The organism is Pseudomonas kurunegalensis (assembly GCF_030291635.1).
Taxonomy (GTDB): domain Bacteria; phylum Pseudomonadota; class Gammaproteobacteria; order Pseudomonadales; family Pseudomonadaceae; genus Aquipseudomonas; species Aquipseudomonas monteilii.
Map to the genome: position 1 here is coordinate 3,862,031 of NZ_CP127871.1, position 12,517 is coordinate 3,874,547.

Sequence of the window (12,517 nt, forward strand, 5' to 3'; positions counted from 1 at the left end):
AAACCTCCCGAATGACGGAAGCACGCCTGTGACTTTGCGCCTAACCGTAATAGACCAGACACCTATCCATGAGGATCGCACCGCGGTGACCGCGCCGGCGATGTCAGTAGATCTCGCGATCATATGCGAGCAATTGGGCTATCACCGCTACTGGGTGGCTGAGCACCACAACAGCATCCAGTTCGCAGGTGCCGCTCCAGAGATCCTGGTAACAAGAATTGCAAGTGCCACGACTCGGATCAGAGTCGGGAGTGGTGGCGTGATGCTCACCCACTACAGTCCCTACAAGGTCGCTGAAACCTTTGCTCTGCTAGGAGGGTTATTTCCAGGACGTATTGACTTGGGAATTGGACGTGCACCAGGAGGAAATCATCTCAGCTCTGCGGCATTGGCGGCGCCAGGTACTCTGATTCAGCACGATCACTTTCCTCAACAGGCGGCTGAACTCTGCGCCTTCCTACGAGGAAGCTTTCCATCCGGACACCCGTACGCAACACTGGCATTTCCCACTGAAGATTCCATCATGCCGTCACTATGGATGCTCGGCTCTGGTGGCGGTAGCTCCGACCTTGCCGGCGAGCTGGGAATGGGCTTGGCGCTGGCGAAGTTCATTGCTCCCCGTGTTTGCTCTCCTGCCATTTTCAAACTTCACGCCGAGGTCTATCAGAGAGCCGGCCATGGGATATCCCCTCCTCGACTGCTCGCGCTGGCGGTGATTTGCGCGCCTACAGATGAAGAAGCGCGGTTCATCGCGGGTACGGCGGTATACAGAAAAATGATGGCCGGGTCCGCCCCGCGGGAACCTCTTTTGTCACCCTCAGAGGTAAAGGCGCGTTATCTGAAAATGACTCAGCTTGAGCGCGTGGAGTTCGATGCCACACTCGGCGATATGGTGGTCGGCTCACCCAAGAGCTGTCACGACAAAATCCAAGAGCTGGCACATACCTTTGGAAGCGATGAAATTGGTGTCGTGACCGTCACACATCGTCTGGAAGATCGCATTCAGAGCTACCGCCTACTCGCGAATGCGCATGGCCTTTCTAAGAAATGACACAGCTTTCTGTCGCATTCCCACAGTGAAGACAGCAAGCAGCATCCCCCAGTCAACCTCAAATGAGGAAAGGCAGAATGACCCTTTGGTTGAGACAGCAGCCGACGATTACGCTCGATCTCGCCGTCCAAGGCATGCAGGCCGCTATCGAGCAAGCACAGCAGTTGGGCATCAAAGTCAGTATGGTCATCGTTGACGCTAGCGGGACGTCAATCCATATGTCACATATGGACGGTGCACCAAGACCATCGCAAGCTATCGCCTTGAATAAGGCGCTTACCGCCGGAGGGTTTGGCAAATCTACTTCAGAATGGACAGATCGTCTGCAAGGGTGCTCTCCGGCTGTACAGACAGGCTTGCCGCTTCAGCCAGGCATGGCCCTATTCGGGGGCGGCGAACCCTTTCTGTGCGATGGAGAAATCGTAGGCTCCATCGGTGTATCGGGAGCAAGTGAGGCCGATGATGACTTATGCGCCAAAGCAGCAGAACGAAGAATCAGTGACCTGATACAGCAAGGGGCGATCGAGAACCATGCTTGAGCTGGAAGCTGGTGTGTGCAGTACAAACGAGCCGCCAAAAAGGTGGCTTTTGGCCGCATGGCTGATTAACATCGGGCTGCCTCGCCTGCTTGCTGGTGCAGCCGCCTCACAGCACTGAACCAAGTTTGACAGACGCCAGCCATCTCTCTTCGGAGGTTGCTGTCCGGGTCGCGACCAAGATCGCCGTTAAGGCTTCGCGGTCTCCCGAAGGTAAAGAGTACCGCTCGACTGCTGCGTCAATAACCGTAACTCTGTCTGTAGGTTGGGGTCACCAGCCGGTTAGTAGCTTTATTTTCAGCGCGGTGTTCGATGTTCAGCCGCACGGCTTGCGCTTGACCGCGAACCTTAAAAAGGTACGATTTGCACCTTGGCGGGGTCTTCGGAAGGCAACGCGAGTTCGTGCAAAAACGTGTCAACCTGGCGCGCGGCGCGAGCTTAACCGCTAAGCCCAAAAAGCTACGATTTATCGTGTTTTGAAGGATTCTTGGGGGATAATCATGCGTTTATGCAAAAACGTGCCAGCTTGGCGCTCACAGCATCACGGAGTTTCGTGACTGCGATCAGCCTCGCCTGCTTGCTGGTGCAGCCGCCTCACAGCACTGAACCAAGTTTGACAGACGCCAGCCATCTCTCTTCGGAGGTTGCTGTCCGGGTCGCGACCAAGATCGCCGTTAAGGCTTCGCGGTCTCCCGAAGGTTGAAGGTCCCCTGTAGCAGTTGGGTGAGAGTTCACTGGTGTCTCCCAACAAACAAGGAGTTTTTGTGGCCTCCTCGCTTTACCGTAGGATCTACAGCGGCGACTCACTGTATTCGGCTTGGAGGAAAGTCAAAGAAAGCGCCTTTTCTTCGTCATCCGAAACCATCCGAAACGAGGCCAGGGACTTCGATAGCCAACTCCCCCAGTCGCTTTCCGACATCCAGCGCGCGCTATCCAAAAAGACCTTTACCTTCCAGAAGCAGACCGGTGTGGCGAAAACCAAAGCCAACGGAAATGCTCGCCCGATTGTGCTTTCGCCTCTACCTAATCGAATCGTCCAGCGGGCTCTCCTCGACGCTCTATCACGTATCAAATTCGTAAAAGAAGCGATGGCTGTCCCGACGAGCTACGGGGGGATAAAAAGCAAACGGGTCTCGATGGCGATAGCCGATGCCAAAGCAGCCATTGCGAAAGGTGCTGGCTTTCATATCCGATCAGACATCGCCGAGTTCTTCACCAGAATTGATAAAGCCTATGTGATGCGGCTCGTAGCCCCTCACATCAAATGCCCTGACACAATCGCATTGTTCCAAGCGGCTATCACCACAGATCTGGCGAACATCGACGTGCTTCGACGGCAGGGTCTGGATGACATTTTCCCCATCGGGGTGGAGGGTGTTGCTCAAGGATCTCCCCTATCCCCACTCATAGCGAATTTGTACCTGCATGACTTTGATCAAGTCATGAACAATGGTGAAGTCACTTGCCTCCGGTACATCGATGACTTCCTGATCCTGGGGAAGGACATGAGCTGCGTGGATCGAGCCTTCAGCAAAGCCCAGACTGAACTCAAAAAGCTTTCACTTGAAGCATATCCGCCGTTAGCAAAAAGCGACAAAGCCTCAAGGGGCCATACCGCTACAGGGTTCGATTTCTTGGGGTGCTTTGTTTCAGAAGGACTAGTCCAGCCCTCTACGGCCACAAGGGAGCGGTTTAAGAAACGAATAAAATCCGATTTAGACGCATCAATACGCATGATGAAATTCAGTATCGAAGCTGGAGAAATATCCCCCAAGGGTTCCTACTCTGGCGCGCTACAGAATCTGGATCGGGTAATCCTAGGTTGGGGGAAAGCGTTTTCCTTTTGCAGCAATGGCCATTGGATAAAAAGTTTGGATGATTACATTACAAATGCACTGGCGCAGTATGAAAATGAGAAAGCGGGCCTCTTTCAAAAATCAAATGGCACGGCCCAGCGTAGGATGTTAGGGGTAAGACTGCTTGCAGCAGTGCATTCGGAGCGAAGCGAAACGGAGTGACGGCTTTAGCTGTTAGCTACCCTCTAACGAGGGCAGCTTATTGGTCGACTATTATCTCTCACTCCTAACGGCCCCCGCTGACAGTCAGCGGCTTTCGCCGCCCTTGGTTTCCCCCAGTGCGCCAAACGAGTCGCCATGTCGGACGATTTAAGCGCCTGAATCTCTAGATTTCAGCAAATCTGCGATCTCCGCTGCAATTTCATCAATGGTATGAACAGCGGTACTTCGCGCCACCTTGTCCGCGATGGAGGAGCTGAAATCCATCACTTGCTGCTTCGTGATATTGTGCCAAATCGGTAGTAATACTTGCTCCCCAGAGACGGAACGGGTGACGATGCCGTCTAGTTCGTAGTTAGTCCATCCCTTCTTGATGAAGGCCGGAGAAAGAACTACAAGCCCCACACGGCTGTTCACGAGGCCCTTGTCAATCTTCTGTCGTAGGCTGTCTCCAATTCGTAGCGTCATCTCGTCAAACCATACCTTAAGCCCTGCCGCGATCAATGCATTGGCCAACGGCCTGACGAAATCGTCTTTATCCTCAGACGCATGTGAGACGAATACATCGTAGGTCTGACCATCTGATTGCGCTGGCGTTGGAACATCACTACGCACGAGGCTGGGTACTTCGGATAATGGGCGCCGATAAATTTCAGGTACCGTACTAGTCAGTCCCCGAGTGGTCGCCCTACTCGTGCCTCCCGAAGTTGGGGAGGCTGAGGATGATGGATAGGCGGTCGACGAAAATGAGCGCGCCCCATAGCTGCTGTAACGGTCTCTACAAGCAGGACAATTAGCTCGCGCGCTCGCGGAGCGGTGGCCATTTCTCGGTGCAGTGCATGTCGCCATGTCGATTCTATCTCCAGGAGCGCGAAAAACACGCCATTCAAGCTGGTCTATCTCATGTGCTGACGAGATCGACGGCATTGGCGTGACATTACCTAGTATTTAGCGCCCAGAAAGAACCGGTCTCTTCAAAGCGCCTCTGCTGAAGAATCACTGATATCACTGTGCCAACGCAAGCACCGCTTACTGCCCTGCGAAGCGCCGCTTACGGTCGACGGGACCTAGCAGATCGACCCCAAAATTGACGATTAACGATGTTGAGCCCGCTACGAGATAGCCTTCCTGCCGATAAGACGCGCTGCTCACCGCACAGCCTGTAACAGGTTACGCAAATCAACTTAGGCTACTCACAACCTTGGCATCAGCGAACGCTTGCGATGGTTCGAAAGCTACCGTTCGCCTCAAACCGCTTTCGACCCATAGCAGACGCTGGATCTTACTTGAGCAAGCCTTGTATAGAACGGACGACGGGGGGGAGCATCAGGGGTTGAACAAGATGACCCGGCGCGTCGGTAGGCGACCACCGAGCGCCGGAAAGCGGGCGTTCAGATTGCGGTGTAACCGCCGTCAACAGGCAGAGCCACGCCAACAATGAAACTTGCAGCGTCGCTACAAAGAAACAGAACCGCAGCCGCTACTTCTTCCGCGCCGCCCAGTCTTCCGATGGGTTGCTTCTTGATGATGGCGTCCATAGCATCTGGGTAATCGGCCAGCAGCGTTGAGACCATCGGTGTATCAATCACACCCGGGCAAACTGTGTTTAAGCGAATGCCGCGCGAGGCGTACTCCAACGCGGCAGTCTGGGTCATGCCGATCACGCCGTGCTTGGCTGCATGGTAAGCGGCGAAGCCAGGATTGCCGACAAGCCCACCCAAGGATGAGCAGTTAACGATGGCACCGCAGCCCTGTTGCTGCATCTGACGCAGTTGGTGCTGCATGCAGTGCCACACACCATTCAAGTTGACTGCCATTACCCGCTCATAGTCTTCCTTCGATACGTCCGCTGCATCGGTATGCGCGATCTGGATGCCGGCGTTGTTGAAGGCCACATCCAGGCGGCCAAATACCTCTACAGTCTGCCGGATCATGGCGGCGACCTGGGTTTCATCCGAGACATCGCAGCAAATGCCAAGCACCTTGTGGCCAGCGCCTTCAAGTTCTTCAGTAGCTAGTTGCAACGCCTTGGCATCGCGATCAGCCAGAACCACCGTCGCACCAGCTTCGGCAAATTTACGTGCGGCAGCGAAGCCCATGCCCATAGCAGCGCCTGTGACCAGAGCCACCTTGTTAGCGAATGACAAATTCATAATTTACCCACCTCATCAGGTCATCGATATTCTCGACGTCTACCCTAACAAGTGCGTCGCATGCTGTATTCATGCTGAGTCAGCTTATGACTATAAGCAAAAATCATTAATCGTTGAGTTTGCCAGATAGGGCCGCCCCAATGAGATCGAGCGCTGCGCAAGCGTGATTTTGCGTGGAATAACAGAGATGAAAAGCCGGGATGGGGGCGCACCAATCACCCATCAGGCTGAGCAGCCTGGCGGAGTTTAAATGCTCCTCCACCAAGGGCTTCGGAAGGTATGCAAGACCGCAGCCGGCAATAGCTGCTTCAACCACAGCCGAGGCCCTGTCGAACGTCCATGGGCCTTCTACAGAAATCTTCCTCTGCTGTCCTCTGTGGGTCAGCGTCCAATTCTCTATAGGGCCATCCGGATGGTAGCGAGTGTTGATAACTTGATGCTGAGCCAGATCGTTCGGTGTCATCGGTACCTCGCGGTCTGCCAGATAGCCGGGTGAAGCAACGATTGCCATTCGGTACTCGGAAGAAATTTTGATTGTCTTCATGTCCTTGGCCACCAGGTCACCGCAGCGAATCATCGCATCGTAGCCGTCCGGTAGGCCGTCTCTTGAATCGGACGCCAGCCTCATTTCGATGTGAAGCTTTGGGTACTGGTGCTGTAGCGCCACCAGCTTGGGCCACAATGGCGTGTTCATCGCGAACTCCGAAGCGGAAATACGCAATCGGCTCTCCGAAGCAGTGCTCCTGTTCTTGAAGAACGCTAGCTCCTCGTCGATCGTTTCAAACCTGGCAGCGACCCGTTGCATGAGACGCCGACCGGCTTCAGTTGGCGATACACTTCGAGTGGTGCGCGTCAACAACCGCAGACCCAGCCGCTCCTCCAGGTTACGAACAGTGTGGCTCAAGGCGGATTGAGACACCCCCATCTGCACTGCCGCGCGGGTAAAGCTGCGTTCTCTGGCAACCGCCAGGAACGCCAGAACTTCGCGCAAATGCTCACCGGCCATTTTTGTCATTCCTGCAAGGGTGTCTGATCGGGCAGCAGTTCATGATTGCTCCCTCAGTGCTTCGATGAGAAGCGTCATTGCGCGCGAGGGTTGCCTGCGATTCGGGTAATACAAATGCAACCCTGACCACGTGGGGCACCAGTCCTCAAGCACCGATACTAGACGGCCACTCGCCACGTCATCTTTCACCAGGTCTTGAGGCAGATAGCCCAGGCCAAATCCAGCCCTGACCGCTTCTAGGATGTCGTAGGCATTGTTGAAGATGACTGGCCCATCAACCCGCGTGTTTATTGACTGGTCGCCCTTAGAGAACTCCCACTCGTACAGTCCTCCATGTGTTGCCAGGCGCAGATTGATGCAACGATGGTCGATGAGGTCTTTGGGGTTGGATGGAATTGCGTATGAAGAAAAGTATGAAGCGGAGCCAACCACCGTATTTTTGATGTCCGGGGCAATCCTTATGGAGATCATGTCTTGAGCTAACGCTTCGCCGAATCGCACGCCGGCATCATAACCCTGTGCAGCTATGTCAACGCTGGCGTATTCACTGACGAGTTCCACCTGTATGTCTGGATACCGAGGCAGAAAGTTGGCGAGCTTGGGCCACAGGGTACTTCTGACCGCGTAATCAATGGCGGTGATCCTGATTTTTCCGGTTGGGTGATCGCGGAGGTCTTTCAGAGCGTCAAGCTCGGCATCGATACCCGAGATTTCCGGAGCAACACGATCAAACAACCGTTGACCGTCCTCCGTGAGCGCGACATTTCGTGTCCGGCGGATAACGAGCTGTACGCCCAGTCGAGACTCCAGTTCACGCACTGCGTAGCTAACCGCAGGCTGCGTTACGCGAAGTTTTGCCGCCGCGCGGGTAAAATTCCCTTCCCGCGCCACTGCTAAAAATACGACTAGGTCGCTGAATTTGTCGCGGGCCATTGATGAGTCCAGCTTATGCAGTTCCCAGCATTATGTTCTACCACGCTACATAAAGCATCTCTGCGACGATCAACCTATGCAGCGGGCACCCATGCTGAACGCCATGAAACCGGACAGACCTGGATGTCTGCACTGGGTCGATAGCGGTCGGTCGCGAATGGCTGCTAACGACCCATAGCAGACTTTCGCCAAAAGGCTACCTGCCCTGTTCCTTCCACGTGATGGTGAACGGAGCCGTACAACAGCACATTGCTTGGCGTTGGCCCTTGCTCGCGTCAAGAAATCTAACCCGTAGATGCAGCTCTCTTATCTTCACTTGGAGAGTCTTGATAAAAACTGATGCATCCACTAGCTTCGTCAAGAAAGCAGGGAGGTGGGATTTTGATCGATTAATGGGGTATGCAGGCTTCCGGGTGCTGATTAAGAATAATTTTCAGAACACGCGCAGCAGGCGCGCTTCCTGTCACGACACGGGACTTAAGAGAATGTTCGATTTATCGCAAAAAGCTGCGGATCAGCTGTACGCCTGGTCTGGATTATGGTCTGTAATCGGGGCAATTATTGTATTTTTAGCTGCTGCTGGACTTGTTTGGTCAGGCACTGTACGAGAAAAATACGCCGAAATCCGGCAATCCAATAATGAAGTAAAAATAGCTCAAGCCGATGCAAGGGCAGCTGAAGCTAGTGAGCATGCTGCCAAATTGGAAAGAGAAACTGAATTCCTAAGAGCTGAAGCGGAGCAAGCCCGAGCAGAAACGGCTAGGGTTAATGAGCGCATTCAAAAAATGCAAAGTATTCGTCGATTGACATCCGACCAAGCGTCACGGATAGCAGACTTCCTGAAGTCTCCAAAGTTTCTGTACGACCCTGAAGCGAACCTAAGGGTTGCTTCAGTCGGAGAAACAGAGGCACAGATGTACGCCATGGATTTTCTAACGCTCTTTAAGAGCCTGAATGTCAATATCTACCCCACGCCCGGAGGCAATCTACCAAATGAAATCATCCAGGTGGAGCCCAGTGATACAGATATCAATCTGCGGGCCGGTCCCGATGTGACCGATAACCCTTACCACAGATATGCACTATTACTAAACATTATGCGCGAGATCGGGATAAAAGTTACTGCCGAGATTGATCCAACGCTAAAACCCAATGAGGCACAACTATCAATCTTGAGAAAGCCTAACTGACTTTCTATTTCTCGTGTTCGGCGCATTGGAGATCAAACTCAACATTATATAAGACTTCTTAACTTGTGCACCTGACCATAAGTTGCGCCTACATTGAGTATCTAATTTTTTCCGACCTCCCATCCTTTTCGAGCGGTGGCCGTGGGTCGATTACGGTCAGTCACGACCGGCTGCTTTCGACCCAAAGTTGCCCTTACGAAAGTCCGCAATCGGCCAGAAGCGAACGCTACCAGTCCATGTTTGTCGCTTGCTCAGCCATGTTAGAAAGATAATCAACCAAATTCTCCATCTCCTCTAGTGAGGCCATAGCACGAGAGTAAGTTCCATCTGCACAAAATGTCAAAATTGCAGGTAGGTTGCTGCCTTGAATGTACAACTGTGCCGGCGCTCTTTTTCCTGACCAAATCAGCATGACGAAATTATCAACAACACCAAACGCCAACTCATAGTCGAATTCCAGGTTACTACCGATAGAAAACTTTTTACTTCCAGCTTTTTCGGGAAGCAATACCGGGACGGCGCCTGCCGAGGAGTGAAATGAGAAAGCTTCGCCGCCTTTTCCAAACGCGCCATGAGCTATATAATTCCTAAGCTCTTGCCGCATGGAAAGCGCACTATCAAAAAGAGCCTTCTCTTTTTCATTTGTTATATCGAACACAGCTTTAAACTTTCGCGACCAATCTGCCGCTGCCAAATCCGCAATTTCACATGCCGATGTGACTCTACCAGATAGTATTGCTATATGTATTAACACGTGCTCAGTCCAGCTGAAAAATGCCTCTATAGCAGCGATCGCTAACCAGCTCGTCTCTTGTTTGATATTTGAAAACGCACCCCCGAAACTCCACACTCCCAATGGCAAGTTTCTCTGCTTAATTTTCAGGTCGTGCAGCTCGCTCTGAGCCACCAATTCAGCGCACTTAGATTGGTAGATCTCCCTCATGAATTCAAATCGGCATAAAAGCGCCATACTATTGTTAACCACGTTCACCTCAGAACGTTCTACCGCCTGACGGGCAATATAATCAAAAAATGGTGTCGCTGCTTTTACAGCCTTACGGACGCGGGTCGCGATTTCTTCTGCCGCAGCTCCTTCACTTTCAGGATCATGAGCATAAAGACCAATCCCAAACTTCCCATGCTCAAGCAAAAATGCTTTACCAAGATAATCGATGGGAATGGACCATGCTATTTTCTCAAAACGGCCAAGATTCTTGAATCCCAGCAAATCAACCAGCAAAAAATAAACCAAATAATAAGATGGTAGCTTCCGTTTCGTAATCACCTGTTTGCGGTTAAACAAAAAATGCTTATCCGCCCTTGTATTGCCATCAGCAGCTTTAATTACACCAAGTGCCCTTAGCGCCGAATGCCGAATCAGCTCAATATTTTCTGGCCGCATGATTAACCCCGACTATATTTTAGCGTAAGCCATAGCACTATGTTCTGTAATGTTATTTGGCATCAACCTTTGGCGATTTCATTATAATATGCTCCATCAGTAGCGCTACTCACAGGGCGTGTTCGCCAAGTGCTTTTACCATGAAATAACGTTACTCATACGTCGAGGCGGCCTGATCGACCGACGCGCTGAGGGCTCTGAGCACCGTTTCTGGTCGTTTTCGGACCTCCACGAAAGGCTGCTTCGGAAAGCAGACGATCACGTCTGACCGCTTTCAAGCCAAAGCAGCCGCTCACGTACTTTCGGCCATGAGCAACTGCGCGTTGATATCAGCTCTAACCGAGTTGGGACTATACATCTCACCGATTGTGCTGAGGACATATATCTTCAATCAGTTATTGCCATGATATTTAAATTTTTTTGGCCGAAGGAAAGGGCCGAGGCAATTTTTCTCCGCTCGTGAAACTTTTATCGATTGGTAGATTTCAGATGGGGAGAGAGACCCGTGCCGAAAATAAAATAGTCGCTCTTATTGTCGCTGTCCATAGTTGTTACTCGATGAAGCAAGACATTACTGATGGCGTCAGACTTTTCAATCAGCTTCCTCAAGGCAGTGACATTATCACGCTGAGCTTGGCTCAGGTTGTTTTTAAAATGAATTAGACTATTGGTTGGCGTTTTTTCGATGAAAGAAAAGTATTTCCCTAAAAAGCCCGCAACCACGTCTGACAGTTGAATTTCAAAGTGATCTTTTGAGTCTACGAATTGATAAGGAATCTCCCTACCCACATTTAAAACCTTATATCTCTCAATATTCTCCCTGACTGTTTTTTCTTCGTCAAAAATGTGGCTAGCATTCTTGAATGCGCACAGGCGGTACAGGAAAAACGTGTCAATCCCCTTGATTAAAACATTTGACTCATTCCCTTCCAGGAAGCACAACTCCGGGACAACTCTTGCTCTGAGAATGATTTCTTTCAGTGCGTTGGTGGGCGGGAAAACGATATCTGGCCAATTGGCCACTAGGAAATAGTAAAGATCTTTAAGGAAATTAACGGTCTCACTTCTTTGGATATTCGGGTAATTGTATTTATGGATTAACGTTAAAAAGTCAGGGAGATTTCTGCTGGCAATGTGGTGCAGTTCACTCTTGAGTTCGCGATGCATCACGAAGTAAGAGGAAAATTCCTCCTCAGCAAGAATTGAATCAACTATATCTAAGGTAAACCAGCTTATAATGTTCAAATTTGTATAGTGGATGCCAAGATCATGGTCAAGCAGCCAGTTGAGAACGTGGTTTAGCTTAGTGGACCCGAGTATCTTGTCGAACGTCCCATGGGCGACCATGTCAAATTTAATTTCTTTAGCACTTGCTTGCACCCTAATCTTTCGCATTAACTCAAGTGCATCTCCAGCAGACTGACCTGGCTTCAGCACTATACCACCCAGCACAAAGTTATCGCTCTTACTAACATTGAGTCCGCTTTCTAAAAGCTTGAGCTTACCAAAGTTATTTGTTTCATCGTAATAAAGAGCCAACTGCTGATCAGTCCCCCTTGTACCGGGAGCATCATAGAAAAAATGTGCGGCATCAACCTCGATTCTATCAAGGGGGTCTACGTGGCTGTTCATCTGTTAGTCCTTTTGAGATGTAAAAATGATATTTTTGCTAATTTTCTGACTGAATGTCAGTACTGATTATTAGCCGAGTTCTATTGGTTAGAGCCTCCAGCAGCCGAGCCATGATGGTGATTGCGCTTCGCGAAAACCGTCAGGCAGCTTACCGCTGGAGTGGTTAATTCCGAGAGTGCCTACAGTACCGCGATACACCTTCGCACCTTCGCCAAACCCCCTTCCGCGATCCCCAGCTATCCCCAGGCATAGCAAATAGCCATTACAACATGCCACCGGAAATGTCAAGCAGCATGAGCAAGGCTCCTTTGAGGTTGGTAGCACTCTGTGTGTGGATGACTTTTCGAACAGAAAATACTCGGAGCAGATGAATATAATTGCAGCCACCTAAACGCTAAGATAGAGTTGACCATAACCTAACTAGCGATGATGGCACATGAAAACCTATAGTTACTTACCCTACTACCAAGGCCCAACCCCGGCTAACCCAATGCGAGATGAACTCTCCACCGATGAGCTAGAGCAGAAGCTTGAGGCATTCTACTCAGATGTAGTAACCCACTTTGAAGACATAGGCTGCACAGTTAAAAGAAACAGCG

10 protein-coding genes are annotated in these 12,517 nt (G+C 51.2%); 4 read left to right on the forward strand and 6 right to left on the reverse strand.

Features of this window, described 5'->3' with window-relative positions:
* Nucleotides 1-28: 28 nt before the first annotated feature.
* From QQ992_RS17500 to QQ992_RS17510, 3 genes are all read left to right on the forward strand, one after another.
* On the forward strand, nt 29-1,051 hold the full coding sequence (locus QQ992_RS17500) for an MsnO8 family LLM class oxidoreductase (protein ID WP_286110490.1): 1,023 nt from the start codon (nt 29-31) through the stop codon (nt 1,049-1,051).
* 77 nt (nt 1,052-1,128) lie between these two features.
* Nucleotides 1,129-1,590 carry a GlcG/HbpS family heme-binding protein gene (locus QQ992_RS17505; RefSeq protein ID WP_286110492.1) on the forward strand — a complete coding sequence of 154 codons (462 nt, stop codon included), beginning with the start codon at nt 1,129-1,131 and terminating at the stop codon, nt 1,588-1,590.
* Between the two features lie 761 nt (nt 1,591-2,351).
* The gene (locus QQ992_RS17510; protein ID WP_286110493.1) at nt 2,352-3,605 is read left to right on the forward strand and encodes a reverse transcriptase domain-containing protein; all 1,254 of its coding nucleotides are present in this window, start codon (nt 2,352-2,354) and stop codon (nt 3,603-3,605) included.
* Nucleotides 3,606-3,752: 147 nt separating this feature from the next.
* Here the strand turns inward: QQ992_RS17510 and QQ992_RS17515 are convergent, their stop codons facing one another.
* The 4 genes from QQ992_RS17515 to QQ992_RS17530 all read right to left on the reverse strand — a co-directional run bounded on the left by QQ992_RS17515 (nt 3,753) and on the right by QQ992_RS17530 (nt 7,694).
* Nucleotides 3,753-4,217, reverse strand: coding sequence for a toll/interleukin-1 receptor domain-containing protein (locus QQ992_RS17515; protein ID WP_286110494.1), 465 nt, complete (start codon nt 4,215-4,217; stop codon nt 3,753-3,755).
* A 776-nt stretch (nt 4,218-4,993) separates the two neighbouring features.
* Nucleotides 4,994-5,755 (reverse strand): glucose 1-dehydrogenase, encoded by a 762-nt coding sequence (locus tag QQ992_RS17520; protein WP_286110495.1) that lies wholly within the window; start codon nt 5,753-5,755, stop codon nt 4,994-4,996.
* A gap of 106 nt (nt 5,756-5,861) precedes the next feature.
* On the reverse strand, nt 5,862-6,761 hold the full coding sequence (locus tag QQ992_RS17525; protein ID WP_286110497.1) for a LysR family transcriptional regulator: 900 nt from the start codon (nt 6,759-6,761) through the stop codon (nt 5,862-5,864).
* Nucleotides 6,762-6,800: 39 nt separating this feature from the next.
* Complete coding sequence (locus tag QQ992_RS17530) at nt 6,801-7,694, reverse strand: LysR family transcriptional regulator (RefSeq protein ID WP_286110498.1); 894 nt, start codon at nt 7,692-7,694, stop codon at nt 6,801-6,803.
* 485 nt (nt 7,695-8,179) lie between these two features.
* Here QQ992_RS17530 and QQ992_RS17535 point away from each other — a divergent pair, with 485 nt between their 5' ends.
* Entirely contained in the window at nt 8,180-8,884 is a 705-nt protein-coding gene (locus QQ992_RS17535; protein ID WP_286110499.1) for a hypothetical protein, read from the forward strand.
* Nucleotides 8,885-9,110: 226 nt separating this feature from the next.
* On the opposite strand, the gene QQ992_RS17540 is transcribed toward QQ992_RS17535, so the two are convergent.
* Together QQ992_RS17540 and QQ992_RS17545 are read right to left on the reverse strand one after the other, a co-directional pair.
* Nucleotides 9,111-10,286: a hypothetical protein gene (locus QQ992_RS17540; protein ID WP_286110500.1), complete on the reverse strand. Its 1,176-nt coding sequence runs from the start codon at nt 10,284-10,286 to the stop codon at nt 9,111-9,113.
* Nucleotides 10,287-10,754: 468 nt separating this feature from the next.
* On the reverse strand, nt 10,755-11,918 hold the full coding sequence (locus QQ992_RS17545; protein WP_286110501.1) for a DUF3800 domain-containing protein: 1,164 nt from the start codon (nt 11,916-11,918) through the stop codon (nt 10,755-10,757).
* Nucleotides 11,919-12,517: the final 599 nt, after the last annotated feature.

Excerpts from the sequence above, each read along its gene's own strand:
- QQ992_RS17535 (WP_286110499.1), top strand. The coding sequence starts at position 8,180 with ATGTTCGATTTATCGCAAAAAGCTGCGGATCAGCTGTACGCCTGGTCT.
- QQ992_RS17545 (WP_286110501.1), bottom strand. The coding sequence starts at position 11,918 with ATGAACAGCCACGTAGACCCCCTTGATAGAATCGAGGTTGATGCCGCA.
- QQ992_RS17520 (WP_286110495.1), bottom strand. The coding sequence starts at position 5,755 with ATGAATTTGTCATTCGCTAACAAGGTGGCTCTGGTCACAGGCGCTGCT.
- QQ992_RS17525 (WP_286110497.1), bottom strand. The coding sequence starts at position 6,761 with ATGGCCGGTGAGCATTTGCGCGAAGTTCTGGCGTTCCTGGCGGTTGCC.
- QQ992_RS17505 (WP_286110492.1), top strand. The coding sequence starts at position 1,129 with ATGACCCTTTGGTTGAGACAGCAGCCGACGATTACGCTCGATCTCGCC.
- QQ992_RS17540 (WP_286110500.1), bottom strand. The coding sequence starts at position 10,286 with ATGCGGCCAGAAAATATTGAGCTGATTCGGCATTCGGCGCTAAGGGCA.
- QQ992_RS17530 (WP_286110498.1), bottom strand. The coding sequence starts at position 7,694 with ATGGCCCGCGACAAATTCAGCGACCTAGTCGTATTTTTAGCAGTGGCG.